We start from the raw sequence: 26525 nt of genomic DNA on the forward strand, positions 1-26525 counted from the left end.
GAGGTCGCGTTCGAGAGGTTGGGTCTCATGCCTGGTCGCTCGTGCGGCGGGCACGGAACGCGGCGGCCTTGACCCGGTTCTGGCAGGCCGTCGAGCAGAACTGGCGGCCGGCGTTGCGGGAGGTGTCCACATAGACCCGGTCGCAGTGCGGGGCTGCGCAGACCCCGAGGCGTCCGGCGTAGTCACCGCCGAGGGCCATGGCGAGGCCGGTGGCGCAGCCGGCGCTCCAACCGACGGCGTAGGAGTCGTCGGCACCGTGGAAGTGGACCTGCCACGGCTCCCCGGGAGCACGGTCGAGTTGGGGGCGGGCTCCGGTCTCGACCAGCAGCGCGTTGAGGGCGGGAGCCGCGTCGTCGAGGCGGTTGGCGGCCACCGCCTCGAATACGGTGCGCAGGGCGCGGGCGGTGTCGGCCAACCGGTCGGCCTCGCCGAGTCCCAGGTCCGCCCCGGCGGAGAGCGCCGCGCGGACCGCCCCGACCCGCTCGGCGCCTTCGGGGGCGAGGTAGCGACGGCCGCGCGCCTCACCGTCGGTCAGCGCGTTGACGAGCGCCACCGAGGCATCGAGCAGGGTCCGCATGTGACTGTCGAACAACACTTGACCAGTTACCTTTCACGCGCTTACGGTGTCCGTCACCGACAATAAACGATTGACCAGTGACGGGAGGTGTCGTGCCGCGCTCCGAACCGCTGCCCCGTACCGTCCGCCTGTTGCTGCTCGCCCGGGTCGTCAACCGGCTCGGGGCCTTCTCGCTGCCTTTCCTCACCGCGCTGATCTGCACCGATCACGGGGCGAACCTGACCACTGCCGGGCTGGTCAGCGCCGCCTTCGGACTCGCGACGATCCCGTCACGGCTGGCCGGAGGACGGCTGGCCGACCGGTTCGGACGGCGCACGACCATCGTGCTCGGGCTCTGCGGATGCGCCGCCGCACAGCTGGCGATCGCGGCCTCCGCATCACTCACCTGGGCAGTCGTCGGGGCGGTGTTGCTCGGACTGGCCTTCGAGCTCTACGAGCCGCCGAGCCAGGCGATCATCGGCGAGTCCGTGCCGGAGCGGCAGCGGGTGCACGCGTTCAGCCTGTTCAGTGCCGCGCTCGCGGCGGGCGGGATGGGCGCCGGGCTGCTCGCCGCTCTGCTCGGGCGCCGGGACCTGCGCTGGCTCTTCGTCATCGACGCCGCCACGTGCCTGGTCTGCGCACTGATGATCCGGCTGGCCCTCCCCCGCGACCGCCGTCGGGCAGCGCCCGGAGTGGTCCAGGACGACACCGCGGTGCGACCGCTGCGGGACCGAGCCCTGCTGAGTGTCCTGGGCACGGGGATCGCCTACGCGCTGATCAACCAGCAGACCGTGATGACCCTGCCGATCGCGCTCGCGCGGCGAGGCCTGCCCGCCGCCGACGCCGGGCTGTTGTTCACCGCCACCGCGGCCACCACCGTGCTCGCTCAGCCTTTGGTCCGGCTGCCCTGGGCGAGCCGGCTCTCGACGCCTGCCGCGCTCTCCCTTGCCCATCTCCTCCTGGCCGCAGGGCTGACGGGCTACGCCCTCTCCCGCACCCTGCCGGCGCTGCTCGCCTCGGCCGCCGTGTGGAGTCTCGGTGACCTGCTGGTCATGGGCCGCGCCTACGCGCTCGTCACCGACCTCGCGCCACCTGGCGGAAGCGGCCGCTACCTGGCCGTCTTCGGTACCGGCTGGGGCGTCGCCGCGACGCTCGCCCCCATTCTCGGCACCCAACTGCTCGCCCGCGCAGGGACGACCGCGCTGTGGTCGGTGATGGCCGCGCTCTGCCTGCTGCTCGCCGCGCTGCACCTGCGTGTGACGCCGGAGTCGCCCGGTCTCCGCAACGCCGCGGAGGGGGTTCGCCGCCGGGCCCCGAACGCTGCGCGGACCACCCGGCCTTCCGTGGAGAAGCAGTCCGAGCCGGCCCTGAGCCGTTCCGCACCGAGGACCAGTTCACGCCGCCGGCTCTCGAACTCGGCCGACGGGCCGCGACAGAGGTGACTGCGCCGAGGGAGGAGTACCCGGCTCTGCCGGGCATCGCCCGATGGCCGACGCCCAGGCCGGTGCGGCAGGGATTCCGGCGAAGCGGGCGGGGCGGGCCCCTTGCCTGCGAGCCCGCCGCTGTATGCGATGGGGCCGCGTCGCCCGGCCCCGCCGCTGTATGCGGTAGGGCCGCGTCACCCGGCCAGGCAAGCCGCCCAGGGCCGGCTCGTGTCACCGTCGCCAACGGACCGCCCGGGTCGCCGAGCAGGTACCGACCCGTACCCGCTCGGCTTCACCACCGGGTCAGCCAGGGTGACGCATCCGAACGCCGGCGGCGTTCCGGGAGCCGAAACCGCAGGTGGACCAGCCGAAGGCCATCTCGGCACCGGCCGGAACACGCGACCTGGGCGACCTGACCAGCCGTTACTTCAGTTTCACCGCGTCCCCGGCCGACACGACCTGCGCGGTCGTCGTCGTGCCGGGGAAGACCCAGCGCCAGCTGCCGGCCGAGGTGGCCGTGACCTTGGTGCTGAGCTTCCCGGCGTCGGCCGTTCGCACCGTCTTCACCGTGCGGTAGTGGGCTGCGCCGGCTGCCTTGAACTGGAGCTTGACGTTCTGCCCGGTGAACCCGTGGTACTTCAGGTCCTCCCAGTTCGCCCGGGTCAGCTTGCCGGAGACGGTCAGCTTGGCACCCTTGGCGACGGGCTCGGGTGAGGCGTCCGTGGTGAGCTTGGAGGCACGCTTCATCTTGAAATCAGCGATGTCGTCGGCGATCCAGTAGTCCCCGTCGTTCGCCTCGACGGTGGCGTTGACCTGCCAGACGCCCGCCGTGTGGTTGACGTCCTCCGGCAGGCTGCCCGGAAGCCACTGCGGGGCGATCGTCATCGTGGCCGTGCAAACCGAGGTGGTGGAGCTCTTCTTCACGCACTTGGTGGCGGTCCAGTCGCTGAAGCCCCAACCGATGGTCTTGTTGAAGACACTGACGTGCAACAGACCCTTCACACCTGAGTTGTCCCGGATGGTGATGGCGATCGGGTAGGTGACAAGCCGGGACGTGCCGATGGTGACGTTCTTCCCGCTGTTGACGACGGCGGCCGTGACGCGGACGTCCCCCTTCCCTTCCGCCTGGGCCCCCGTGGCGGTCACCAGCGTCAGAGCCGCAGCCCCGCCGGCAACGGCCCACGCTGCTCCGACCGTTCTCTTTTTCATGATCCCTCCCCTTGGGTGTGAGAGGAGAGATTACACAGCGAGTGCACAAGGATCGCACAGACGTTCCCTCGGGTCTGCGACTGGAGTCTCCCTCGGCGACATCTCCCTGGTCGTGAACCGCCGCCTTCGCTTCGACGCGACGCCCTCGACGGCGTGGGTCGGGGTGAAGCCGATGACACCGGTCCGCTCATGGCCCGGAGCCTGGCCGGCCGGGACCGTCGCCCCCACCGATCGCTCAGTGTGCCCGCGTCGCAAAAGCCGATTCGGAACGCCTTGTCGACGCCGTACCGTCTTCGGAGACGATCTCCAGGAGGGGCGGAATGGCGAATGATCTCCAGTTCGGTTGGGAACTGAGCGGCAGTGGTTGGGCGATCTGCCGCATCAAGGACGACTCCGCAGAGCGGAAGGACGTCGTCAGCTACTGCACGGATGCCCTTTCCGACTTGCTTCACGGTGTGGCCGGTCTCTACGGACCCATTCACGTCCAGCGTTTCTCCTTCGATCTGGAGCCGGCCGAAGTGAGGTGGGTACTGCGCAGCCGGGGCGCGGACGTCGACATGGCGATCTACCGCTTTCCAGACATGTCCACGGCCTTCGATGTGCCGGACCAGGACGGCACACTCGTCTGGGGTTCCGCACAACCCCGAGCCGTTCTCGGTCACGCCGTCATGGAGGCTGCTCAATCCGTACTGCGGCTCCACGGTGAGGACGGCTATCTGGCGAACTGGGTCCAGCACCCCTTCCCCATAGCTGCACTGCAAGACCTCCGTCGACTGCACCTGCAGCACGACGGGTGTGAACGCCAACACGATGTGACCCTCCCGTAGAGCCTCGCGGAGCACCTCCGCGCCGGGCGCGATCACCGGGACGGTGCCACGCCCCCGGACCTGATCACGCTCGCCGCGGTCCGGCGGTCCGCTCCCGTCGTTCCACTGGCATCAGTCCGGCGGACCCTGTGGCCTCACGGCGTCGAACAGGGGTCCCGCCGCACCGCGGGAGCCCGCCGTCGCCCTCAGCCCGGCGGAGGGCCCGCCGGACATGCCGGCTAGGCGGCGAAGGCGTTGACGCCCGTCAGCTGCGCCGACAGCTCCCACAGCCGAGCCGCCTGCTCCGGATCGATCGCCCAGTCCTTGACGCCGACACGCGCCTCGCCCTCCGGTGCGACCTCGGCGATGTCGCAGTCCTCCAGGTAGACGCCACCGAGACCGTCCAGCTGCGGCGAGGTCGCGGCCCACACCTGGGTGGCCGCACCCTGCTGCGGACTCTTGAAGCCCTCGGGGTTGAGCACGTTGCCGTCCTCGTCGATCCAGCCGCGCTCGATCATCTCCTCCTTGGGCAGGTGCCGTTGGAGCGGGGTGATGATGCCGCCGGGATGCAGGGCGAAGGCACGGACTCCGGCGTCGCGGCCGAGCGCGTCGAGCTGGACGGCGAACAGGACGTTGGCGGTCTTGGCCTGGCCGTAGGCCTCCCACTTGTCGTAACCCCGCTGCCAGTGGACGTCGTCCCAGCGGATGCCGGAGAAGTGGTGGCCGCGGGAGGAGACGGAGACGATGCGGGCACCGCCCGGCGCGATCGCGGGCCACAGGCGGTTCACGAGGGCGAAGTGCCCGAGGTGGTTGGTGGCGAACTGGGCCTCCCAGCCGGGCCCCACCCTGGTCTCCGGACACGCCATGATCCCGGCGCTGTCGATCACGATGTCGATGGTCCGTCCGGAGGCCAGGAAGCGCTCGGCGAAGCCGCGCACGCTGTCCAGGTCGCCGAGGTCCAACTCGTCCTGTTCGACGCCGGGGATGTCGGCCAGCGCCTGCGCGGCGGTGGCCGGACGACGCGCCGGCACGACCACCTGGGCGCCGGCCTTGGCGAGCGAGCGGGTGGTCTCCAGGCCGATGCCCGAGTAGCCGCCGGTGACGAGGGCGAGCTTTCCGGTCAGGTCGATGTCCTGCAGGACGTCGTCGGCGGTGCTGGTGGCGCCGAAACCGGATCCGATCTTGTGCTGTGCAGTGCTCATGCCGGAACCGTACGAATTGGAGTCCGCTCGAAGTCAAGCGGCGCCCCGCACCGCACACGGGGTTGACTCCGGCCAGGCACCGCACATGATCGACAACCACACCGACGGGTGGTTTGCCGCCCGTACCGGATCGGGACGGTCGGGGTGCGCGTTAGAAGTGAGGCCGATCAGACGGTCCGGCCACGCATCAGAAGTGAGGCCGATCGGCCGATCCGGCCGGTCTCGACCGGTTCCGCCCCGACATCAGCGCCCGTGCACCACGGGCTCCAGGAGACGCCCATGAGTCGTACTGCCCTTCCCGGTCGTGATTCCCTGCTGTGCCGCGGTCTCGGGGAGTGGAGCATCGCTCTGGTGGCCTGGCGGCTGCTGGTGCTGCAGAACGCACACCCCGCCGTCGCCGCCGGTGTCGCCCGCTTCTCCACGTACCAGGCCCACCCCTGGCGCCGCATCGAGCACACCATCGACAGCGGATCGCGGCTGTTCTTCTCCGACCGTGACGGCCTGCGCCGCGAGATCGCCCGTCTGGAACGCGCCCACCGCCGCATCCGGGGCACCGACGAGAAGGGGAGGCCGTTCACCGCGGAGGACCCCGCGGTACGCGCCTGGGTGCTGGTCACGCTGTACGAGTCCGTCACGGCGATGCGCGAACTGTCAGGCAAGCCCTTCACACCTGCCGAACTCGACCAGCTCTACGGCGAGTTCAGGACGGTGTGTGCCGAGTTCGGCCTGCCCGACCATGTCTTCCCCGCCACCGCCGGCGACGTACCCGCCTACATCGACAGGACCATCCGCGACACGCTCGAATACAGCCAGGTCGTGCACCACCTGCTGTTCGAGATGTTGCACCAGGCCCCGCCGCCACGCCGGTTGCGACGCCTGACGGTCGCGTGGCCACTGCTGCGTACGCTCGCCGCGCATACGCTGGGAGCACTGACCGTCGCCGATCTTCCGCCCGCCTTCGGCGAGCGGTTCGGCCTCTCCCGGACGCGCCGGGCCCGGATCCTGTCCTTCGCCCTGCACCACGGCACGCGCCATGTGCTGGCCCGCCTGCCGGACCGGTTGCGCTACCGCACCTCACCCGCCGGCGCCGAACCGTCCGCGGCCGCCGTCGACAGCGGCACCCCGGCCGCCGCCGGACGCCTGCCCAGGCCGCGGCGCCCGCATCGGGCCGACACCCGTCGCACACGGCTGGAGCTGTTCTTCCGCCAGGTCCTCGACCAGACCGGCGACGGCCGCGTCGACGCCACCGACCTGCAGGCCATGGCCCACAACATCTGCTGGCAGCTCGAACTCACCCCGGAACGCGAGGCGGAGGTGTACGCCGCCTTCGACACCTGGTGGGAGCACATCCGCGCCACCATGGACACCGACGACGACGGACGCGTCGACCGCGCGGAGTTCGTCACCGCCATGATCGCGGGAGTGGACCGCGACCCGAGCTATCTCGAAAAGGGCCTGCACGTCGCCGTACGCGCCCTCTTCCAGGCCACCGACACCGACGGCAGCGGATACCTGACCGCCGACGAATACCGCACCGTCTTCGGCGGTTCCCGCGTCCATCCCGCCGAACTCAACCACGGCTTCCGCCAACTGGACACCGACGGCGACGGCCGGATCAGCGAAGAGGAGTTCCTGCGCGCCTTCACCGACTACTTCACCGCGCGCACCGACACCACCGCGGGCAGCCAGCTACTCGGACGGCCGTGACCCGCCGGAGCGCCGGCGATTCGGGTCAGCAGGTCCTGGGAGGCCTCTGACCCGGACGGGCCGGGAAGGGATGTGGCGGGGTCGGTGGCCGGCGGCCACAACACCCAGGGCACCGGCCATGGGCCAGCGGCGAAGAGGTTCTGCGGCGCGGCCCTCCGGCGCCGGTGGGGCCAGGCGCTGCCAGGAAGGCGAGCGAGCCGGACGGGTACCCATCTCGTGGGCGTGCGTGCCCTCACACAGTCGCCAAGAGCCGGTCACGGCCGCCGCCCGTTCGGATACGCTACGCGTCCGAACAACGGGGGGCGCAAAAGATGTTCGACAGACGACTGAGAGCAACGCTCGGCTCGGCGGCGGTCCTGCTGGCCACGCTCACCGCCTGCGGCCTGGACGGGCCCGATCCCGTCTCCGGCCTCAAGGACGACCTCCGGCACATCCCCCGGAAGACCGTCCCGGCCACCCGCCCGCGCATGGTCAAGCAGTGCACGACGGACACCGTCCGGGTCGGCCACTCCTCCACCACCGGCTCCGGCAGCCACCGCCGGACCCGTACCTGGTACACCACCGAGCGCCGGCAGAACTGCCGCAGGGTGCAGCACGGCACCGAGACCTATCGCAAGGAGATCCGCCCGGAACGCTGGTGCGTCCGCCTGGACGACGTCAACGGCGACCACGACCGGGACAATGTCTGGTACCGCGTCGAACGCCGCGACTACACACAGGTCCGGTTCGCCCGCTACCACACCCATGTGAAGTTCGTCCCGGCGTCCTCGTTGACCTACTGCTGACGGCACGGCAGAACGCATGCGCTCCGGCTCGCGGGATGCGCGACGCCGGGGCGGCTCGGGCTCCCGGCCCACGAGCGGACGGAGGTCCATCCGCTCCGCCCTCGGCGACATGGACCACGGCCGTGCCTGGCCAGGCGCAGCCGGTGACGACGAAGCCCGGGGCCGGTGGCAACCGGCCCCCCTTGGCCGTACCCACATCGAAGAGACGGATCGCCACGACGAGCTGGGTGTCCACGTCGACTGCCGAGGCAGTGGGCGGACTGGCATACTCCGCAGGTGACGACTGATCCCGGCTCCCATCTGACCTTGACCACCGGTGAACGCGACCCCGAGCTGAACGACCGGCTCTCCGAGGAGCTGGTCGCTTTCAACACGGCTGCCACAGGTGCGGTCGATCGCGGCACGTTCTCGGTCAAGGTCACGGATGAGGCCGGCGAACTGGCCGGCGGGCTGGCCGCCTGGACCTGGGGTGGTCTGTGCGGCATTGAATTGCTCTGGGTGCGCGAGGACAGCCGCAAGGACGGCTGGGGCAGCAAGATCCTGAGGGCCGCCGAGGCAGAGGCCCGGCGGCGCGGCTGCGACCGTGTGGCCGTCTCCTCCTTCACCTTCCAGGCCCCCGGCTTCTACCAGCGCCACGGCTATGCCGAGACCGGCCGGACCCTGGGCATTCCCGGCGGCCATGCGGACGTGCACATGTTCAAGTCGCTGGCATCAGAGGCCACACCCGCGGGCCGGTCGTGAACGCTCGGCCCACAGCCACTCGTTGACCGCGGCGCTCAGCACGGTGGCCTCGCGGCGGACGGCGAGTCCGGCGTACCCCGTCGCCACGGTCCGGTGCCGACCGGGTTGCCGCGCGGACGGGGCGGGAGCCGGCCCTCGGCCTCAGCTCACTCAGGTGCCGGGGGCACCGAACCAACGGCTGACGGCCCGTTCGAACGCTTCTCGATCAGGGTCGCGATCACCTGCCCAGGCGACCACGCCGTCAGGCCGGACAAGCACGGCACCCCATGCGAGGTCGCTCCTGGCCGGCCCGGCCGCATAACGTATGCGGCTCTCCCGGCCCAACGCTGGACCGTGCAGGCTTCGGTCACTGCTGAAATCGAGTACGACGCCACGTCCGTCCTGCAGCATGTCGCCGAGGCGGGTGCCGTCCTCCAGACGAAAGTCCGGGGCGTTGCGGCCGACCAGGGGGTGCTCGCTGCCGAAGTCGTAGCGGTTCGACAATCCCGACATCCTGTCGAACACATAGGTCGCTCCGTCACCGGTGTCGATCAGGTCGTGTATCACCTTCTGGATCGCCTGGGAGTGCGGGTCCGGCCCCATGGCCGCCACCTGGGCGCGCGACCAGTCCAGTACCCGCGCGCCGACCGGATGGCGCTCGCGGGTGTAGGTGTCGAGGAGCCCGTCCGGCGCGCTCCCCCGCACGGTCGCCGCGAGCTTCCAGCCGAGGTTCATGGCGTCACCGAGGCCGAGGTTGAGGCCCTGCCCTCCGAGGGGCGAGTGGATGTGGGCGGCGTCGCCCGCGAGCAGGACGCGCCCCTGCCGGTAAGTCGTCGTCTGCATGGCCCGATCGGTGAAGCTGGAGGCGAGCTGGACGTCGCTCAGCGTCACGTCGGTGCCGGACACACGGCGCAGGACTGCCTGGATGTGTTCGCGGGTCGGCCGCTGCGAGCGGTCGTACGCGCCGCCGTCGAGATCCATGATGCCGAGGTGCCCCTTCGCGGGGGCCTGGAGGTACATGCCTGTCGATGTCAGGTTGAACCCGGGGCGCAGCTTCTCGGGATCGGCGATGGTGGCGAGAACGGCGTAACCGGTGAGCTGCGGCTCGGTGCCGACGAAGTCGAAGCCCGCGAGCCCGCGCACCGTACTGCGTCCGCCGTCGCAGCCGACGAGCCAGCGCGCCGGGTACTCGTCCTCGCCGGCTTGCGCGACCACGCTCTCGCCGTCCTGTGCGACGGCTGAGACGGTGGCGCCGCGCTTGATCTCCACGCCGAGCTTGGACGCCTGCTTCGACAGCACGGCCTCGACCGCTTCGAGGTTGGTGAACATCCCCTCCGCTGCCGGAGTGGGAAGCCGGAACGGCAGGGCGGTGACGTCGACCTTGGCCGGGTCGAGCATCATGCCGGCGAAGTGGCCCCCGAGACGAGGGGGTGTCACCTCGTCCTCGTCCGAGTACGCGCCCGTACCGTCGTCGACGCCCGACGCCGTCATCAGCGGGAGCAGCATCCCGCGGCGGTAGAACGCCTCGACCGATGCTGCGGACAGGCCCCGCATCCCGAGCGGGGCCGCCCTCCAGGGGGAGAGGGGCTCCGCCTCCCGCTCGAGGACCAGGACCGAGCAGCCCGCGAGGCCGAGCTCGCAGGCCAGGAACAGACCGACCGGGCCGGCGCCCACGATCACTACGTCATGCATGAGGGTTCCCTTCCCCGAAGCCGATGAATGCGGTGACTGCGGTGAATGCCGTGAATGCGGTTAATGCGGTGGATGCCGTGATCGAGCCGTGGGGTGCGTCGTCGCCGTGGAGAGCCCGGGTGAAGGTCAGTCCCCCAAGCCCAGCACCGACGATGGTGACGTCACTGTTCATGCTGACTCCTTGCGTGTCGCACGCCTGCCGAACGTTCCTTCGGCAGGACCTTGACAAAGGTCCCAGACCCCACCGATACGCCGCCGATATCCGGCCGACAGTCCCGACAGATGACCGATACGTCATCCCGTCGCCGGCCGGACGAACCTGACGGCAGAAGCCGGCCCACAGGCGAGGTGCGCGTCCGCGTAGCAGCCGCCGGTCTGCGGAGCAGCGGCACCGAGCGAGACCGCCGCCGATTTCGTGGTGGCCAAGGCACACACCGAGGCGCCCGAGGCGCTCCTTCGCACGCCGGAGGGCACCGGCGACGAGGCGCCCTCCCCTCCGTCCCGCTCCCGCCCTTGCGATACGGAACGACGTTCCGTATCGTCTAACGGAACACGGTTCCGCTTGCTCGTGACGTCCAGGGCAGCGGGCCGGCAGTCGAGCCGTGTTGTGCCATCGGGCACCACGCCGCATCGCAGATGGAGGAGACACGTCATGCAGTACCGCACGTTGGGCCGCACCGGTGTGCAGGTCAGCTCTCTCGCGCTCGGCGCGATGAACTTCGGCAAGATCGGGCGCACCGGCCAGGACGACGTCACCGCCCTCGTGGATGCCGCGCTCGAGGCCGGGATCAATCTCATCGACACCGCCGACGTGTACAGCGGCGGCGAGTCCGAAGAGATGGTCGGCAGGGCCATTGCCGGCCGCCGCGACGACATCGTGCTGGCCACGAAGGCCGGGCTGCCCATGGCCGACGCACGCAACCACCGGGGCAGTTCACGCCGCTGGCTGGTCAGCGCGCTGGACGACAGCCTGCGCCGCCTCGGCGTCGACCACATCGATCTCTACCAGGTCCACCGGTGGGACCCGAGCACCAGCGACGAGGAGACGCTCTCGGCCCTGACCGACCTCCAACGCGCCGGAAAGATACGTCACTTCGGCTCCTCGACCTTTCCTGCCCACCGCCTCGTGCAGGCACAGTGGGCCGCCCGCGAGCACCGCCTGAGCCGTTACGTCACCGAGCAGCCCAGCTACTCGATCCTGCAGCGCGGCGTCGAAGCCCACGTCCTGCCCGTGACCGAGGAGTACGGGATGGGTGTGCTGGTGTGGAGCCCGCTGGCCTCGGGCTGGCTGTCGGGGGCGATCCGCGCGGGCCGGGACATCACCACCAGCCGGTCGGCGTTCATGCCGCAGCGCTTCGACCTCACCGTTCCGTCCAACTGGGCCAGGCTCGACGCCGTGGAGCAGTTGGTGAAGGTGGCCGACGAGGCCGGCCTGACCGTGATCCAGCTCGCGCTCGGCTTCGTGACCGCGCATCCGGCCGTGACCAGCGCGCTCATCGGCCCCCGCACACTGGAGCACCTCCACTCCCAGCTCGCCGCCGCCGACACCGTGCTTCCCGCCGACGTGCTCGATGCGATCGACGGAATCGTGGCTCCCGGCACCGACCTCGCCGCGCACGAGAAGAACGACACCCCGCCCGCTCTGCTCGACCCGTCGCTGCGACGCCGCTGATGCCGGCGGAATCCAGCGCGACGACCGACACCCACCTCAGCGCCGCCGGCGTCCGCACCGGCCTCCCGCGCACCGATGGCAGGCCAACAGGCCCACCGCTGCCGTGCAACGCCATGGAGAGGTCGGCGGCGCAGAAGTGAACGCGCGGTACGGCTGTGGCCGCGTCAGTCGGCTTCGGCGGTCTTCGCGTTCCAGCGGTGTTCGACGCCCGCCAGGCGCCAGTAGGCGATGGCGCAGGCCCAGACGACGACGAAGAGACCGACGATGATGTAGCCGACGTTGTCCAGGTCGATGCCGGAGATCCAGTCGGTGATCCCGTCCTGGAGGCCGAGGTTGTCGTGCAGGACGCTGACGAGCTCGATGGTGCCGATGATGAAGGCGACCGCGATGGAGAGGCCGGTGATGGTGAGGTTGTAGTAGACCTTGCGGACCGGGTTGGAGAACGCCCAGTGGTAGGCGAAGTTCATGAAGCAGCCGTCGAGGGTGTCGAACAGGCTCATACCCGCGGCGAACAGCAGGGGCAGGCACAGGATCGCGTACCAGGGCAGCCCCGCGGCGGCGCCGGAGCCGGCCATGACCATCAGGGCGACCTCGGTGGCGGTGTCGAAGCCCAGCCCGAACAGGACGCCTACGGGGTACATCTGGCCGGGCCGGGTGATGGACTTCGTCAACCGGCCCAGGATGCGGTTCATGAAGCCGCGGTTGTCGAGGTGCTTCTCCAGCTCGTGCTCGTCGAACTCACCGGCGCGCATGGCCTTGAAGACCCGGTAGATCCCGGTGAGGGCGACCAGGTTGAGGGCCGCGATCAGGTAGAGGAAGGTGCCGGAGACGGTGGTGCCGATCAGGCCGAGCGTCACATGGGCGTCGGAGTTCTCGTTGAGCAGGGTGCCGGTCACCCGGGCGCCGGCGGCGATGAGGGTGGCCATCGCGACCACGATCGTCGAGTGCCCCAACGCGAACCAGAACCCGACCGACACCGGGCGCTTGCCGTCCGCCATGAGCTTGCGGGTGGTGTTGTCGATGGCCGCGATGTGGTCGGCGTCGAAGGCGTGCCGCATGCCCAGGGTGTAGGCGGTGATGCCGAGTCCCACACCGAACACCTGCTTGCCGACCGTGTAGTGGTTCGGGGCGACCAGCATGATCAGGATCATGAAGGCCACGACGTGCAGGGCCGCGATGACGGCGAGCAGACCGCCGGTGCGAAGCCAGTCACGGCGCTCCCACCGCAGCGAATGCGTGGCCGGTATTCCGGTGTCCGAGGACGGCGGGGCGGGGTTTTCGGGCAGGGTCATGTCGGGCAGCCTCTCCAGCACCTCGTGGACGGGTCGTCGTACGGTGCCGTGGCCGGTCTCCTGGCTGACGGGTCGAACGTCCGCGCCGCCCGGCCTTCCCAGGCGCGGCATGCGCCCAGTGGCCGCCTGCTCCCGGCGAGGAGCAGGAATGGTGCGAAGACTTCCCGATCACAGTGGCGAGGGCCGCTCCGGACTCCCGTGTCCGAACTGATCGGACACGGTGCACCGGTCTTCCCGAGCACCACGGCCGGACCAGGTTAGCCGACCGACCCCGGCACGGCGGCGCTGCCCGACTCCGCTGCTCTTCCGCCCGAGGCCACGGCCTGAGGCCGGCAGTCACCCGACACACCCGGCGTCCCGTGAGTCGCCCTCGCCCCCAGGGCCGGTCGAGCCTCTCAAGCCTTGTGCTGCATGGAGCTCCGGGCCGGGTTGCCCTGTTCGGCAGCCTTGGGGTCCTTCTCGTCGGCCTTGGCCCGTACGCCGTCGGCGATGCGCTTGCCGATGGTTTCGTCGATGTTCGACCAGTAGGCGAAGGCACGCTCGAGGACGGGTTCGCTCACTCCGTCGAGGAGATGTCCGACGACGTTGTCGACCAGCCGGTCACGGGCGGCGTCGTCCAGGACCTCGCGCACCATGGTGCCGGGCTGCCCCCAGTCGTCGTCCTCCGAGTGGGAGACGTAGGCGGCGCGGGTGATCTCGCCGTCGGCCGTCCAGCTGGGCGGGGATCCGTAACGCTCCGTGTCCGCCGTGGGGCCTCCCTTGGAGTTCGGGGCGTACACCGGGTCGGTCGTGTTCCGGTAGGCCATCGCCCCGTCCTTGGAGTACGTGTGGACGTCGACGACGGGGGCGTTCACGGGAAGCTGCTGGTAGTTGGCGCCGATGCGGTGGCGGTGGGCGTCCGCGTAGGAGAACAGCCTGGCCAGCAGCATGCGGTCCGGGCTCGGTCCGATGCCGGGGACGAAGTTGTTGGGCTGGAACGCCGCCTGTTCGATCTGAGCGTGGTTGTCGGTGGGGTTACGGTCGAGCGTCATGCGGCCGACCGGGATCAGCGGGTAGTCCCCGTGCGGCCACACCTTGGTGAGGTCGAACGGGTTGAACCGGTATCCCGCGGCTTCCTCGTACGGCATGACCTGGACGTACAGGGTCCAGCTGGGGTAATCACCGTCCCTGATGTGCTCGAAGAGGTCCCGCATGTGGTAGTCCGTGTCGGCCGCGGCCATCTGGTCGGCCTCGTGCTGGGTGAAGAATTCGATGCCCTGATCGGTCTTGAAGTGGTACTTCACCCAGAACCGCTCGCCGTCGGCGTTGATCCACATGTACGTGTGGGAGGTGTAGCCGTTCATGTGGCGCCAGGTCCGCGGAATGCCCCGGTCTCCCATCAGCCAGGCGACCTGGTGGGCGGACTCAGGGGAGAGCGTCCAGAAGTCCCACTGCATGTCGTGGTCACGCAGGTTGTTGTCGGCACGACGCTTCTGGGACCGGATGAAGTGCTGGAACTTCATCGGGTCCTTCACGAAGAACACCGGAGTGTTGTTGCCGACCATGTCGTAGTTGCCTTCGCCGGTGTAGAACTTCACCGCGAAGCCGCGAGGATCACGCCAGGTGTCCGGGCTGCCGCGCTCGCCGGCCACGGTCGAGAAGCGGATGACCAGGTCGGTGCGGGTGCCGGGCTGGAACACGGCCGCCTTCGTGCAGGCACTGACATCGTGGGTCACCTCGAAGGAGCCGAAGGCGCCGCTTCCCTTGGCGTGCGGCTGGCGCTCGGGAATCCGCTCCCGGTTGAACTGCGCCATCTGCTCGATCAGGTAGGCGTCCTGCAGCAGGATCGGTCCCCCGGGACCCACGGTGAGCGAGTGTTCGTCACTCTCCACCGGTGCGCCGGAATCGCTCGTGGTGGCGGGTCGGATCTCCGTCATGAGTCTGCCTTTCGTGATGCGTCAGCAGTGACGCCGCGTCCTCGGGCATCGACGTCCGATCGGCGAGGTGCGGCTGCCGCTCTCACTGCGCCGCACGCCGCACAGACGCGGTGTGGACGGTCCCGGCCGGCACCTCGTTCCCACAAGGTCGCGTGACCCGGAGAGAGCGGGATAAACACCCTCGCCTCAACCCTCGACACAAGGGCACACCGGTATAGACCAAATGGAAGACCTGGCAGCTGGTGCCGGCGATCGATCGAGGAACGGGGCCAAGGGCAGGCCGGCCGCGGTGCGCGGGCCCGCCTCGGTCGAGATCCGGACCATTCCCTGCGCCACCACCTGCACGGCGGAGGCGCGCGAAGAGGATCCCGGAGGCCGCACCGAGGGTGTCCGTCCTCCACCGGAGCCGCACGACCACCTGTACAGGAGGCCGGGAGGGAGTCCTGTTCTTCGTGGCTTCTGCCAGTACGACCGCCTGCCGTAGTCCGTAGAGACTGCCAGCCACAGGCCACGAAGGGCCCCGGAGAGGGGAGGCCGTGGCCGGCAACGTGACGGAACACGGGGAGGACAGCACAGTGAGTGCGCAGCAGTACGACGAGATCGGTGAGGCGTTCGAGGGGTTCAAGGCCCTGCCGCTGGAGCGGTACGCGGTGGTGCCCAGCTTCCTGGCCATGGTCGGGGAGGTGCGCGGGAAGTCGGTCCTCGACCTGGCCTCCGGCACCGGCTTCTACAGCCGGGAGTTCAAGCGGCGCGGCGCCACGGACGTGCTCGGCATCGACATCTCCGGTGAAATGGTCTCCGTGGCACAGGCGTTGGAGGCAGGAGATCCGCTGGGCGTGCGGTACGAGACGGGCGACGTGTCCGAACTGCGTTCCCTTGAGCACCGGTTCGACATCGCCCTGGCGGTCCAGCTGCTCAACTACGCGGAGGACATCGCCACCACCGAGCGGATGTGCCGCAACGTGCGCCGAAGCCTGACGCACGGCGGCGAGTTCTTCCTGCTCAACCAGTCGCCCGACTTCCGCTTCGACGGGCCGCCCCCGGACAAGTACGGCTTCCGCAGCGTGCTCACCGGCGAGGAGGCCGAGACCGGACCGCAGGTGCGGACCACGGCGCTGCTCGACCCGCCGATCTCGTTCGTCGCCAACCGTCCGCGCCGCGAGGTCTACGAGGAGTGCCTGCGGGCCGCCGGATTCAGCGAGGTGACCTGGGTCCCGCTGACGGTGTCGGCGGCCGGCGTGCACGAGTTCGGCGTGGACTTCTGGGCGGACTTCCACACCAACCCGCCGCTGGAGATGCTGCGCTGCCGCGCCTGACGACCGGCCACCCCGGCGGCCCGGCCTCGTGCAGTGCGCCCGCACGGGGCCGGGTCGCCGGCCACGACCACGTCCCCGGCCCGCGGCGGCTCAGGACGTTCGGGCGCGGCCCGAAGCAGCTCACACCCATTGATCGCCTTCGCCGCCATCGGAACGGCTCATCAGCCGAGCAGTGCTCTCAAGGGGGTCGCAGGCGACATCAGGTTCGCTGTCTGCGGCTGATGTCTCATGAGACATCGGGAAGTCTGGAGAAGGACGGGTGCCGGGGTGGGTTCTCCAGGGAAGCCGGGGCAGCTGTTGCCGCGCTCGTCCGGGACTCGCACGCCGTGGGCCGCCTGGTGCCGCGGCCCCTTCCCGCCGCGATCCGGCAATCCCCCGACGGGGTGACTGTCCCTCGTTCGAATGGGTTTGACGAGCGGCAGCCAAGCCCCCGGGGTCCGAGCGGCCGAATCGGAACATGCGTTCACACGCTGCTCCCGAAACGGCCGTGACGGCATCAGATCTGGCGCGTTCTTAGAGCACCAGTGCCATCCCGGACCCCAAATGGAGGACCCCATGAACCCCCTGCCCGTCACCACGCATCGGCCTACTCGATTCGAACAGCGGCGGCCCGTAACCCTTCACGTCGTCAGCCCGGCACAGCACGTTGACGCCACCGACCTGCGCTCGTCACGACCGGATACGTGGTGGTGGGCATGACCGGCGCCGCACAGCAGCCGCAGCAGGCCCAGCCGTCCAGCGAGCCGTCGTCGTCCGAAAAGCTGCTCTTCGGCGGCGAGCTGGAGTACGACCTGGGCTGGAACCAGCACCGGGGGGCATGGCTCAAGCTCGGCATGCGCAACATGGCCGCGAGCCTGCCCCGGCAGATTGCCATCGCCGTACGCCTGGCCCGGCAGGCCGACCCCCGTGCCCTGTACGTCCTGGCGGCCGCCGAGGTCGGGCGCGGCGCCGCTCAGGCCGTCTCGCTGGTCGCGGTCAACCGGCTGCTGGCCGAGCTCCTCGCCGCGGGAACCACCGTCGACCGACTCCGCGGAGCACTCCCCGCGGTGGTCTTCGTCGCGGTGATGGCGATGGCGGGCTCGATGCTGAAATCGGCGTCGACGGCCGCGACGGGGATCCTGGAGCCGAAAGTCCAACGGGTCGCCACGGAACGCTACCTGGGACTGGTGGCGAGGGTGGAGATGAAGGCGGTCGAGGACGACGCCTTCCACAAGCTGATGGACTCGGCGCAGTGGGGCGCGGACTCCGCCCGTCGCATGGTCAAGTACTGCACGACCGTGGTCAACGCCACCATCTCCCTGATCACCGCCGCCGGGGTGCTGACGGTGCTGCACCCGGTGCTGCTGCCCCTGCTCACCGCGATGGCGCTGCCGAGCGCCTGGGGCTCGCTGGAGATGGCACGGCAGCGATACACCAGCTGGCAGAGGTTCGTTCAGCACGCCCGCGCCGCGCAGTTGCTGAGCCGACTGCTGATCGACCAGAAGGCCGCGGGCGAGGTCCGGGTGCACAACGTCGGCCCGTTCCTGCTCGAGCACTTCCACGGTATGGCGGAGACCAGCGAGCGGGAGCAGACCCGGCTGGCGTGGGCCGGGGCCCGTACCGGCCTGACCGCCGACACGGCACGCGGGCTGGCCACGCTGGCCGCGTACGGCGTGCTCGGACTGCTCCTGTGGAAAGGGGCGATGCCGCTGGCGGTGGGCGGCACGGCCGTCCTCGCGATCCGCACCGGCTCGGCAAGCATCAACGCCCTGGTGCTGACCGTGGCCGACGTACAGGAGGAGTCCCTGTTCGTGGCCGACCTGGACCGGCTGTGCAGCGAGGCGGAACGCCAGGCCATCCCGACTGCCGGGCTCGATGTGCCGCCCGCCTGCAGGGAGATCCGCTTCGAGAAGGTCACCTTCACCTATCACGGTGCCGACCGTCCTTCGCTGCGGGAGGTCGACCTCGTCTTCCCCCTGGGCAGGACCATTGCGCTGGTCGGCCGGAACGGGTCGGGCAAGACGACCCTCACCAAACTGCTGTCGGGCCTGTATCTGCCCGACAGCGGCCGCATCTTGTGGGGCGACGTCGACACCGCGCAGGCCAACCGCGCTTCGATCTTCGCCCGGATCGCGATGGTCGCCCAGGACTTCCAGCGCTGGCCCTTCACCGCACGGGTCAACATCGGCATCGGCAGCCCCGGCCGCCCCATCGACGACGCCCGCGTGGACGACGCGGCGGCGTACTCCGGGGCCGATGAGGTCCTGGCGAAACTGCCCCGCGGCAAGGACACGCTGCTGGTCCGCGGCTACCAGGGCGGGCAGGACATCTCCGGCGGACAGTGGCAGAAGGTCGGACTGGCCAGGGCCAAGTACCGCACCGGGCGCGACGCGGGCCGTCCCGGCAGCGGACCGGGGAGTGCTGACGGGCGGGCGTCGGGAGCCGACATCCTCGTCGTGGACGAGCCGACCAGTGCGCTCGACCCCGAGTCCGAGCAGCAGGTCTTCGACCAGATCCACCGTCTCGCCGGAACGGGGCAGACGACCGTGCTGGTCACCCACCGCCTGCACAGCGTCCGGCACGCCGACCTCATCTACGTCCTCGATGAAGGCTGCGTCGTCGAGTGCGGCACCTTCGACGAACTCATGGACCCCGAGCTCTGCGGCGGGGTCTTCCGCAGGGTGTACGAACGGCAGGCCCGACAGTTCCAGACCCTGCCGGTGCCAGGGCAGGGCGGCGGCCCGCCCGCCGCCTCGCGCGCCGGAGGGCCGACCGCGCCGTGACCACGCGCCCGGACGGCGCGTGCCGCATGACCGGCATCCGCCGCCAGCCCACACCCACACCCACGCCGACACCCACACCGACACCCACACCCATGCCCGTTACCACTCCCGCTCCCATGCCCATGCCCATGCCCACATAAGGAGTGCCATGTCCCCCTGACGTGTCCGTTGCCGCGAGCGCCCGGCGTACTGCCACGGTCGCCTGCCGTCGGAGTAGTGCATGGCTCACCCGGCCGGGCATCGGCGGGCGCCGCCCCTGCCCGGCCCTCACTCGTTCGGCGCCGGTACCGCGCCGGGCAACCGACGTCATCCCAGGATGAGCAGGAGGCAGGGCCCGGGATGAGTGAGGAGGAGGGAGAGAGGGACCGGGTCCGTGTCCGCCCGACCCGTCCCCTCACGAGGAGGCCCCCTTGGGACACGCGGTAGGTGACGTGCTCGGACTGGCCGCCGGTGTCGCGGTCAGCCCGCTTCCCATCGTGGCGATGATTCTCATCCTGGCCACTCCGCACGGTCGTCTCAACGGCGTCCTGTTCGCCGTCGGCTGGGCCGCGGGGCTGGCAGCGCTGACAGCGATCATGCTGGTGATCGGCGGTAACGACGGTGCGTCCACCGGCAAGCACCCGGCCACCTGGGTGGGGGCCCTCAAACTTGCCCTGGGTGTGCTGCTGGCCCTGCTCGGAGCGCTGCTGTGGCGGCGGCGCCCCACCGACCCTGCTCAGGCGCGGCTGCCGAAGTGGATGGCCGCAATCGACAGGTTCACCCCCTTGAAGATCCTCGGACTGGGGCTCGCGCTCTCGGCGGCCAACGCCAAGAACGCTCCGCTGAGCATCGCGGCCGGCGTGTCGATCAGTTCGTCCGGCATCCCCGTGCCGCAGCAGATCGCGACGGTCGCCATTTTTGTCGTCATCGCCTCGGTGGGAGTGGTCGCACCGCTGGTGGTCTACCTGGTCATGGGCGAGCGGGCGCAGGTCGTTCTCGGCAACTGGCGCGACTGGGCCGCACAACACAATGTCGCGGTCATGGCCGTCCTCTTCTTCGTCCTCGGACTCAAGCTGACCGGGGACGGCATCAGCATCCTCGCCTTCTGAGGTCACTCCGGATCCGCGGGCTCGCGCCGCATCGCCGGACATGCGCGGCGGTCGTCACGCCGTGGGATGCCATCCGGGTTCCAGGCTGTCGAGGAGGGCGTGGAAGGCCTTGTCGGCCCGGTCCCAGTGGCCGTCCGCCAGAGGGGCGATCAGGAGGCCCAAGGTGGCATCGGTCAGGAGGGTGGCCTGGGTCCGGGCCCGGTCCTGATCCAGGCCGAGTTCGCGGAAGGCGGAGGTGAGCAGGCCGGTCCACTCGGTGACCATGTCGCGCATGACGGGCCCGTAGCGCTCCGGGTGATACACGCTGTCGCTCATGATCTCGAGGTAGAGAGGGAACGAGGCGCGCAGGTCGGGGTCGCTGAACCGCCGCCACAGCTCCTCCATGAAGCGGCGGAGACCCGCCGGGTCGGTGGGCGGGCCGAAGGCCGCCATCAGATGGCGGGTGCGCAGGAGGGGGCGGCGCTCGTCGCCGGCGAGGGCCTCGGCGACCATGCGTTCCTTGGTGCCGAAGTAGTACAGGAGCATGCGGTCGCTCGTGCCCAGGGCGCGGGCCAGGGGGCGCAGGGAGAGGTCCGCCAGCCCGTTCCGGATCACGTAGTCGCGGACGCGGTGGAGCAGATCGCGTCGTTTGGCCGGATCGGGCGGGCGAGGCATGGGGGCTCCCGAGTGCGAGCGCCGAGGACAACGGTTTCCGGGACAACAGTTTCCAAATGTCCGATAAAGCGCTTTTGGTGAGGTCTTTACTGTAGCACCCGCTACGTCTATATTTGGGTGTAGCACCTGCTACATGAACGGGTTCGACGCACGCTCGGCGTGTACACGGCGGACCGTCCGTCGCCGGCTCTGAAGGGACTGATCCGCGTGGTCATCCAGGCCATCGGCCGCTCTGTCGCGCTTCGCCGGCGGGACCGGTTCTCTCGGGCCGCCGCACCCTCGTGGATTGCCCGGCAGTGGGCTCTGTGGTCCCGCATGCTGGCACCGCTGCGACCGCTGGACGCGCCTCGTGGCCGCGTCAGCGCCTGGGACGCCTCCTGGCCCCTGGCGCGGGAACTGACCTCGGCGCGCCGAGCCCGGCGTCTGGTGACCGCGCAACTGGGCGAATGGGCCCTGGACGACCTGGTCGACACGGCCGAGCTCCTGGTCAGCGAGCTGGTCACCAACGCCTTGCGCCACACGCGGGGCCCGCTCAGGCTGAATCTGCGGCTGTACCACTGCCGCCTGCTGTGCGAGGTCGAGGACACCGAGCCCGCCGGCCCCGTGCGCAACGTCGTCGCCCCGGACGCGGAGGGTGGCCGCGGCACCGAACTCCTCGATCTGCTCGCCGACGCCTGGGGCAGCATGCGGACGGCCACCGGCAAGACCATCTGGTTCGCCTTGCGGGTCGAGGACGGAAGCGGACCGCGAGAGAGGCAGGGGGCGTGACGAGAGTGGCCCGAGAAGGCCTGTGGCCGTGCGCCACCGTCGGCGGGGCCTCGTAGGGCCGGCGTCGGAGCACCCGGGGCGAGCTCGCCGGAGAACCGGTCGTGCGGTGTCGGTGCGGTGTCAGTCTGCGGCCTCGCGCCGGGCGGTCCGGTAGACGGCGATGAGAGCTGTGAGCTGCCGGTTGAAGCCCTCGGCCTCCTGGAGCACCGCGTCCGGCATCGGGTCGTCGGCGGCGAAGCCGAGGGCGGGGCGCCCGTCGAGGTGCCCGCACAGGGCGTCCAGGTGGTCGACGAGGGCGGCGCGGCGCGCCTGCTCGGGGGTCAGCGACCGCAGCCAGACCAGGCGGTCCGCGGCCGTCTCGGGGCGTTGGGGCAGGGCTCGGCGGATGCTGTCGGCCCGCCCGGCGAGGGTGTTCCACACGGGCAGGCGCAGCGCCGCCACCAGCACCTCGGGGGTGACGTCCATGGTGGGTGTCCTCATGACCCCACGGTCGCAGGGGGCACTGACAACGCAGCGCACCCCGGACGCCGGGTCAGCCGTCCGGGGTGCGCTCCGTGAAGCAGTTGGGTCAGCCGGTGTCGTCGGAGCATCCACCGGGCCCCGGCATCACCGCGCCCGGGTCGGCCACCGCCGGAGGCGCGGGAGGGACCGGGCCCGAGCGGATTCCAGCGATGACTGCCGTGATCGCCGACGCCGAGGGCACCCCGACGGATCAGCCGAGGGTGAGCAGTTCCTCGTAGAAGCCGCCGAACTCCCGGTCCCGGTCGACCAGATGGATCTCCAGGATCCAGTGGCAGCGGCGCCCGGCCTTGTCGGTGCGCCTGAGCGGGGTGTCGTTGGCGGGGGCGATGTACGACTCCGCGTCCGCGCCGTCGATCGTCTCGTGCGGGAATTCACCGACCAGGTGCCCCGCGTGCCAGCCGCCCAGCTCCCAGCCGGCCTCGGCGGCCAGCCGTTCCACCTCGGCGTACAGCGTCTGCCCGGTGATCTCCGGATCGCTCTCGAAGAACCGCTTGCCCGCCGCGAAGACCTTCGGCAGGTCGTCCCGCAGGCGCTGCTTGACCGGGTCGTCGCCGAGGACGAAGGTGCGGCCGAAGTCGGCCTCGTACTCCTCGAAGATGGGTCCGAAGTCGGCGAACACGATGTCATCGGCGCCGATCGGACGGTCCGGCGGGTTCTCCCGGTACGGCATCAGCGTGTTCGGCCCCGAGCGCACGATCCGCTTGTGCCAGTGCCGGGTCGTGCCGAACAGCTCGTTCGCCAGGTCCCGGATCCGGTCGCTGACCGCCCGCTCCCCCTGCCCCGGTGCGACGAGCCCGCGCTCTTCAATCTCCGCGAAGAGCCTTACGGCCTTGGCCTGGGCGTCCAGCAGCCGTGCCGCGCGCGTGGGTTCGTCATCCGTATCCGTCATGGTGGCAAACGTACGGTCCTCCGTTCTTCTCCGGCAAACCCTTTCGACCTTGAGGAGAGGCGGGCGCCCGGCACATGAGGCACCGGGCGGGGAACTCGGCGCGTCATGAGGAACCCAGCACGTCATACGGTCCGCACGGCACGGGCCAGGAACTGCCGGGGCGCGTCCTCGTAGGCGGTCGGCGCCCAGCCCGCCGCTTCGAGGGCCGGGCGGAGATTGTCCTCGGCCAGAGGGTCGTCCGGATCGAGGGGGCGGCCGTGACGGGCGGCGCGTTCGACGCGGCCGGAAGGGTGGAAGAGCAGAAGGACGCCGCCGGGGGCGGTGACCCTGGCCCACTCGCGCAGCGCCGCCGCCGGGTCGGGGACGTGGTTGAGCAGGCCTGCACTGAAAATGCCGTGCACCGCCCCGGCGGGCAGCGGCAGACGGCAGGCGTCGGCCAGCAGCAGCCGGGCGAGACCGGTGCGGCCCTCCCGTCCAGCGGCCGCGAGCATCGCCAGGGTGACGTCCACTCCGAGGACCAGACCCTCCGCACCGACCTCGGCACGGAGCGCCGGAAGGGCCCGGCCGCTGCCGCAGCCCACGTCCAGGGCACGCTGCCCCGGACGAAGTCCCATCCGGGTGACGGCCGTCGCGTACGCGGCGTTGTCGGAGGCGAAGCGCTCCTCCCAGGTGGCGGCGCGGGGGGTGAAGAAGGCGCGGGTCGCGGTGAGGGCGGCCCGTTCGGCGACGAGGGCGGCGAAGCTTGCGAACACGCCGTCGCGGTGCGGAGCGAGCACGGCCGACTCGACGGGGGCGGGCTCGGCACGGTCCAGGGCGGTGGTCGTGCGGGCCGGGAGCCCCGCGCCGACGGCCGCCCCGGCCACCGCCGGGTGGAATTGCAGGCCCCAGGCCGAGCCGCCGATCCGGAATGCCTGAACCGGGTACCGGTCGCAGGAGGCCAACGACGTGGCGCCGGGCGGCAGCTCCACGGTGTCGCCGTGGCCGTGCGGGACGGGGAGCCGATCGGGCACGTCGGCGAGGAGGGGGTCGGCACGCGCGGAGGGAAACATCCGTACCCCGACGCAGCGGGTCTGCGGGTCACCACTGCCGACACGACCCGTCTGCGAGTCACCGCTGCCGACACAACCCGTCTGCCGCTCACCACTGCCGACACAACCCGTCTGCCGCTCACCACTGCCGACACGACCCGTCTGCGGGTGCGGGTCACCACTGCCGGCGCGGACCATGCCGCCCGCGGCCACCGCCAGCAGCTGCGCGCCCAGGCTCACCCCGAGCACCGGCACCTCTGCGTCCAGCGCGGCCCGCAGCAGTGCCAGTTCGCGGGCTCGACCGGGAAAGTCCTCGTACGCCGCCGGCGGTCCGCCCATCACCACCAGGGCCGCCAGGCCGACCAGGGTGTCCGGAACCGGGTCCCCGGCCCAGGTGCGGCACCTCCGCACCGGCAGCCCGGCCGCCTCCAGCGCCGTACCGGCGACGGTGTACGCGCCCTCGAACGGCGTGTGCTCGATGACCAGGACGTCGGCCACCGGCTCCGGACTCACTCGTCCCCTCTCGTCACGGTCACGTCCACGCGGTGTAGCCGCCGTCCACGTGGATCGCGTCGATGCCGCTGATGTGCCGCGCCCCGCAACGGTCCTGGGGCAGGACGAGTTGGGGTCCGGCGCGGTCGAGCGGGGTGTCGTCGATGGTGACCCCGAGCAGGACGGGAGCGCGCCCGAAGTCGGGGTCGATCTCCGCCCAGGACAGCAGGGCGTGATGGCCGTCCGCGCCGCGTACGGCGATCAGGAACCGCATGCGGTCCTTGCGGCGGGCGGGGTCGAAGACGGGACCGGCGTCCGACAGGACGTCGTGGAGGAGCGGGCCGGTGAAGGTGTGGTGCTGGATGCCGCTGGTGGCGCACTCGAAGCTGACTCGCGCCCGGTGTTGGGGCCAGGCCAGCAGTTCGGACACGGTCAACCGGACCGGTCGGGCCAGGTCACCGGTGAGGAAGACCTCCGCTACCCGCATGGCGGGCGTACCGGCAGCTGCCAGGGATTGACTCACGGGCTACCACCTCCCGCATGACCGTACCCGAATCAGCCACGCCCGCAAACGCGTATGCCACCCCTGGAAGCACATCATCTGGCTGATGCAATGCGACAGTCCACATGAGCCTTGCATCTGCCGAAAGGTGGTCAGCGCATGCCCCTCCGCGGAGCAGGACACCGGCAACGCCGTCCACCGCCGGGCCGGGACGCACGCATCACGTTTACATGACTCAGGTCACATCAACTTCGTTGAATTTCAGACAACCATTTTCGGGCATCGCGGGTCGTCTCTGCGTACGCTTTCGGCCACTCACGCCCTTGAGGTTCGCATGAAGCTTCGCCGCTCCCTGGCTCTCGCCGCCGCGACGGCCGCCATGGCTCCGGCCGTCCTGCTGGCGGCGCCGGCTGCCTATGCGACGGATGACGACAGCACCGCCCCGGCCGTCAGCGAGACGGCTTCCGCCGATGGGCAGTCCACGCCCGCCGCCGACGCCACGACGCCCGCCGCCGAGGACACCGCCCCGGCCACGGACGACACGACTCCGGCGACCGACGACACCACGTCGGCGACCGAGGGCACCACGCCGGCAAGTGGCGAGAACGCCCCTGCCGCCGCCCAGTCCGCCTCCTCCAGCGCGTCCACGTCGGGCACGCCGTCCACCACCCCCTCGGCGTCCGCGTCCGAGTCGACGGACCCGTTCGACTGCAACGAGGACGACCTCCAGGTCGACAAGAACCTGCAGACCGACCTCTCCGGCCTGCCCTCGAAGATCGTGGCGGGCAGCGGGTTCCACGGCTTCCGGCTGAACGTGAACAACACCGGTGACCGCGCCTACCAGCGTGTCGACCTCGGTGTCTTCGCCGCCCAGACGGACGAGGACGAATACTTCATCGACACCAGCCACCTCACCCTGCAGTACAAGGACCCGTCCTCCGGCAAGTGGGTCGACATCTCCCTGGACGACAACGACGAGGGTGCCGGCTACCTCGGCTACACCGACGTCAAGGCCCACGAGTCCTTCACCATCGACCTGCGTCTGGCCGTCGACAAGACCGCCCGGGCCGGCCTCGGTTACGCCATCAGCATCGGCATGTACGCTGACGACAAGGGCAACTGCGTCTACTCCGGCGGCGACAGCTACTACGAGTTCGACATCCTCAAGGCCGGCGCCGCTCCCGGCACCCCCGGCGACGCCAAGCCGCAGGGCGGCAAGAAGCCGCTGCCCAAGCACCAGCCCTCCGGCAACACCAAGATCGAGCCCCAGGGCCACCTCGCCCAGACCGGCTCCAGCTCCGCACTGCCGATGATCGCCCTGGCGGGCGGCGCCGCGGTGGCCGTCGGCGCGGGCGCCGTCTTCGTGGTGCGCCGCCGCAAGGGCGCCGGCTCGGGTGCCGCAGCCTGACAGCGGTGACTCCCCCTGAACGCGAGATCCGCACGTCCGCACGTCGGCGGGCGTGCGGACCCGCGTCCACAGGGTCCGTGCCGTTCGAACATCCGTACATCCGGGTGATGGCCTC

At 70.4% G+C, this 26525-nt stretch carries 23 protein-coding genes and 1 riboswitch; of the genes, 11 read left to right on the plus strand and 12 right to left on the minus strand.

Annotation, left to right across the window (positions count from 1 at the left end):
• Positions 1-25: 25 nt before the first annotated feature.
• Complete coding sequence (locus ACZ7P3_RS11715; RefSeq protein ID WP_472080723.1) at positions 26-595, minus strand: CGNR zinc finger domain-containing protein; 570 nt, start codon at positions 593-595, stop codon at positions 26-28.
• A 74-nt stretch (positions 596-669) separates the two neighbouring features.
• On the opposite strand from ACZ7P3_RS11715, the gene ACZ7P3_RS11720 reads away from it, so the two are divergent.
• Positions 670-1998 carry an MFS transporter gene (locus tag ACZ7P3_RS11720; RefSeq protein ID WP_472080724.1) on the plus strand — a complete coding sequence of 443 codons (1329 nt, stop codon included), beginning with the start codon at positions 670-672 and terminating at the stop codon, positions 1996-1998.
• 405 nt (positions 1999-2403) lie between these two features.
• On the opposite strand, the gene ACZ7P3_RS11725 is transcribed toward ACZ7P3_RS11720, so the two are convergent.
• Positions 2404-3189: a hypothetical protein gene (locus ACZ7P3_RS11725; protein ID WP_472080725.1), complete on the minus strand. Its 786-nt coding sequence runs from the start codon at positions 3187-3189 to the stop codon at positions 2404-2406.
• Between the two features lie 320 nt (positions 3190-3509).
• Here ACZ7P3_RS11725 and ACZ7P3_RS11730 point away from each other — a divergent pair, with 320 nt between their 5' ends.
• Positions 3510-4016, plus strand: a complete 507-nt coding sequence (locus tag ACZ7P3_RS11730; RefSeq protein WP_472080726.1) for a hypothetical protein — start codon at positions 3510-3512, stop codon at positions 4014-4016.
• Between the two features lie 218 nt (positions 4017-4234).
• Here ACZ7P3_RS11730 and ACZ7P3_RS11735 read toward each other — a convergent pair whose 3' ends face one another.
• Entirely contained in the window at positions 4235-5197 is a 963-nt protein-coding gene (locus tag ACZ7P3_RS11735) for an SDR family NAD(P)-dependent oxidoreductase (RefSeq protein WP_472080727.1), read from the minus strand.
• Between the two features lie 279 nt (positions 5198-5476).
• On the opposite strand from ACZ7P3_RS11735, the gene ACZ7P3_RS11740 reads away from it, so the two are divergent.
• From ACZ7P3_RS11740 to ACZ7P3_RS11750, 3 genes are all read left to right on the plus strand, one after another.
• Positions 5477-6904 (plus strand): oxygenase MpaB family protein, encoded by a 1428-nt coding sequence (locus ACZ7P3_RS11740; protein WP_472080728.1) that lies wholly within the window; start codon positions 5477-5479, stop codon positions 6902-6904.
• 311 nt (positions 6905-7215) lie between these two features.
• Positions 7216-7689, plus strand: coding sequence for a hypothetical protein (locus ACZ7P3_RS11745; RefSeq protein ID WP_472080729.1), 474 nt, complete (start codon positions 7216-7218; stop codon positions 7687-7689).
• Between the two features lie 276 nt (positions 7690-7965).
• A complete protein-coding gene (locus ACZ7P3_RS11750) occupies positions 7966-8430 on the plus strand; it encodes a GNAT family N-acetyltransferase (RefSeq protein ID WP_472080730.1) in 465 nt (154 codons plus the stop codon).
• A 150-nt stretch (positions 8431-8580) separates the two neighbouring features.
• Here ACZ7P3_RS11750 and ACZ7P3_RS11755 read toward each other — a convergent pair whose 3' ends face one another.
• Complete coding sequence (locus tag ACZ7P3_RS11755; protein ID WP_472080731.1) at positions 8581-10101, minus strand: FAD-dependent oxidoreductase; 1521 nt, start codon at positions 10099-10101, stop codon at positions 8581-8583.
• Complete coding sequence (locus tag ACZ7P3_RS11760; protein WP_472080732.1) at positions 10094-10273, minus strand: hypothetical protein; 180 nt, start codon at positions 10271-10273, stop codon at positions 10094-10096. The genes ACZ7P3_RS11755 and ACZ7P3_RS11760 overlap by 8 nt, the downstream gene beginning before the upstream one ends.
• 480 nt (positions 10274-10753) lie before the next feature.
• Between ACZ7P3_RS11760 and ACZ7P3_RS11765 the strand changes: the two genes are divergently transcribed.
• Entirely contained in the window at positions 10754-11773 is a 1020-nt protein-coding gene (locus ACZ7P3_RS11765; RefSeq protein WP_472080733.1) for an aldo/keto reductase, read from the plus strand.
• 164 nt (positions 11774-11937) lie between these two features.
• Here the strand turns inward: ACZ7P3_RS11765 and nicT are convergent, their stop codons facing one another.
• Positions 11938-13065 carry a Nickel transporter NicT gene (nicT, locus tag ACZ7P3_RS11770; protein WP_472080734.1) on the minus strand — a complete coding sequence of 376 codons (1128 nt, stop codon included), beginning with the start codon at positions 13063-13065 and terminating at the stop codon, positions 11938-11940.
• 33 nt (positions 13066-13098) lie between these two features.
• A riboswitch (cobalamin riboswitch) is annotated at positions 13099-13326 on the minus strand.
• Between the two features lie 134 nt (positions 13327-13460).
• A complete protein-coding gene (locus tag ACZ7P3_RS11775) occupies positions 13461-14981 on the minus strand; it encodes a catalase (protein ID WP_472080735.1) in 1521 nt (506 codons plus the stop codon).
• 575 nt (positions 14982-15556) lie between these two features.
• On the opposite strand from ACZ7P3_RS11775, the gene ACZ7P3_RS11780 reads away from it, so the two are divergent.
• The 3 genes from ACZ7P3_RS11780 to ACZ7P3_RS11790 all read left to right on the plus strand — a co-directional run bounded on the left by ACZ7P3_RS11780 (position 15557) and on the right by ACZ7P3_RS11790 (position 20147).
• Positions 15557-16297: a class I SAM-dependent methyltransferase gene (locus ACZ7P3_RS11780; protein WP_472080736.1), complete on the plus strand. Its 741-nt coding sequence runs from the start codon at positions 15557-15559 to the stop codon at positions 16295-16297.
• 695 nt (positions 16298-16992) lie between these two features.
• Positions 16993-19059: an ATP-binding cassette domain-containing protein gene (locus ACZ7P3_RS11785; protein WP_472080737.1), complete on the plus strand. Its 2067-nt coding sequence runs from the start codon at positions 16993-16995 to the stop codon at positions 19057-19059.
• Between the two features lie 410 nt (positions 19060-19469).
• Complete coding sequence (locus ACZ7P3_RS11790) at positions 19470-20147, plus strand: GAP family protein (protein WP_472080738.1); 678 nt, start codon at positions 19470-19472, stop codon at positions 20145-20147.
• 54 nt (positions 20148-20201) lie between these two features.
• On the opposite strand, the gene ACZ7P3_RS11795 is transcribed toward ACZ7P3_RS11790, so the two are convergent.
• Positions 20202-20801 (minus strand): TetR/AcrR family transcriptional regulator, encoded by a 600-nt coding sequence (locus tag ACZ7P3_RS11795; RefSeq protein ID WP_472080739.1) that lies wholly within the window; start codon positions 20799-20801, stop codon positions 20202-20204.
• Positions 20802-21023: 222 nt separating this feature from the next.
• Between ACZ7P3_RS11795 and ACZ7P3_RS11800 the strand changes: the two genes are divergently transcribed.
• Positions 21024-21569 carry an ATP-binding protein gene (locus tag ACZ7P3_RS11800; RefSeq protein WP_472081055.1) on the plus strand — a complete coding sequence of 182 codons (546 nt, stop codon included), beginning with the start codon at positions 21024-21026 and terminating at the stop codon, positions 21567-21569.
• A gap of 120 nt (positions 21570-21689) precedes the next feature.
• Here the strand turns inward: ACZ7P3_RS11800 and ACZ7P3_RS11805 are convergent, their stop codons facing one another.
• The 4 genes from ACZ7P3_RS11805 to ACZ7P3_RS11820 all read right to left on the minus strand — a co-directional run bounded on the left by ACZ7P3_RS11805 (position 21690) and on the right by ACZ7P3_RS11820 (position 25023).
• The gene (locus ACZ7P3_RS11805; protein ID WP_472080740.1) at positions 21690-22049 is read right to left on the minus strand and encodes a hypothetical protein; all 360 of its coding nucleotides are present in this window, start codon (positions 22047-22049) and stop codon (positions 21690-21692) included.
• 232 nt (positions 22050-22281) lie between these two features.
• A complete protein-coding gene (locus tag ACZ7P3_RS11810) occupies positions 22282-22980 on the minus strand; it encodes a M24 family metallopeptidase (protein WP_472080741.1) in 699 nt (232 codons plus the stop codon).
• 122 nt (positions 22981-23102) lie between these two features.
• A complete protein-coding gene (locus tag ACZ7P3_RS11815) occupies positions 23103-24521 on the minus strand; it encodes a methyltransferase domain-containing protein (RefSeq protein ID WP_472080742.1) in 1419 nt (472 codons plus the stop codon).
• 19 nt (positions 24522-24540) lie between these two features.
• The gene (locus tag ACZ7P3_RS11820) at positions 24541-25023 is read right to left on the minus strand and encodes a molybdopterin-dependent oxidoreductase (RefSeq protein WP_472080743.1); all 483 of its coding nucleotides are present in this window, start codon (positions 25021-25023) and stop codon (positions 24541-24543) included.
• Between the two features lie 313 nt (positions 25024-25336).
• Here ACZ7P3_RS11820 and ACZ7P3_RS11825 point away from each other — a divergent pair, with 313 nt between their 5' ends.
• Positions 25337-26410: an LAETG motif-containing sortase-dependent surface protein gene (locus ACZ7P3_RS11825; protein ID WP_472080744.1), complete on the plus strand. Its 1074-nt coding sequence runs from the start codon at positions 25337-25339 to the stop codon at positions 26408-26410.
• Positions 26411-26525: the final 115 nt, after the last annotated feature.

The organism is Streptomyces sp. NPDC107581, from assembly GCF_055657175.1.

Excerpts from the sequence above, each read along its gene's own strand:
- ACZ7P3_RS11740 (WP_472080728.1), top strand. The coding sequence starts at position 5,477 with ATGAGTCGTACTGCCCTTCCCGGTCGTGATTCCCTGCTGTGCCGCGGT.
- nicT (WP_472080734.1), bottom strand. The coding sequence starts at position 13,065 with ATGACCCTGCCCGAAAACCCCGCCCCGCCGTCCTCGGACACCGGAATA.
- ACZ7P3_RS11785 (WP_472080737.1), top strand. The coding sequence starts at position 16,993 with ATGACCGGCGCCGCACAGCAGCCGCAGCAGGCCCAGCCGTCCAGCGAG.
- ACZ7P3_RS11765 (WP_472080733.1), top strand. The coding sequence starts at position 10,754 with ATGCAGTACCGCACGTTGGGCCGCACCGGTGTGCAGGTCAGCTCTCTC.
- ACZ7P3_RS11795 (WP_472080739.1), bottom strand. The coding sequence starts at position 20,801 with ATGCCTCGCCCGCCCGATCCGGCCAAACGACGCGATCTGCTCCACCGC.
- ACZ7P3_RS11810 (WP_472080741.1), bottom strand. The coding sequence starts at position 22,980 with ATGACGGATACGGATGACGAACCCACGCGCGCGGCACGGCTGCTGGAC.
- ACZ7P3_RS11825 (WP_472080744.1), top strand. The coding sequence starts at position 25,337 with ATGAAGCTTCGCCGCTCCCTGGCTCTCGCCGCCGCGACGGCCGCCATG.
- ACZ7P3_RS11725 (WP_472080725.1), bottom strand. The coding sequence starts at position 3,189 with ATGAAAAAGAGAACGGTCGGAGCAGCGTGGGCCGTTGCCGGCGGGGCT.
- ACZ7P3_RS11805 (WP_472080740.1), bottom strand. The coding sequence starts at position 22,049 with ATGAGGACACCCACCATGGACGTCACCCCCGAGGTGCTGGTGGCGGCG.
- ACZ7P3_RS11745 (WP_472080729.1), top strand. The coding sequence starts at position 7,216 with ATGTTCGACAGACGACTGAGAGCAACGCTCGGCTCGGCGGCGGTCCTG.
- ACZ7P3_RS11755 (WP_472080731.1), bottom strand. The coding sequence starts at position 10,101 with ATGCATGACGTAGTGATCGTGGGCGCCGGCCCGGTCGGTCTGTTCCTG.
- ACZ7P3_RS11760 (WP_472080732.1), bottom strand. The coding sequence starts at position 10,273 with ATGAACAGTGACGTCACCATCGTCGGTGCTGGGCTTGGGGGACTGACC.
- ACZ7P3_RS11735 (WP_472080727.1), bottom strand. The coding sequence starts at position 5,197 with ATGAGCACTGCACAGCACAAGATCGGATCCGGTTTCGGCGCCACCAGC.
- ACZ7P3_RS11775 (WP_472080735.1), bottom strand. The coding sequence starts at position 14,981 with ATGACGGAGATCCGACCCGCCACCACGAGCGATTCCGGCGCACCGGTG.
- ACZ7P3_RS11730 (WP_472080726.1), top strand. The coding sequence starts at position 3,510 with ATGGCGAATGATCTCCAGTTCGGTTGGGAACTGAGCGGCAGTGGTTGG.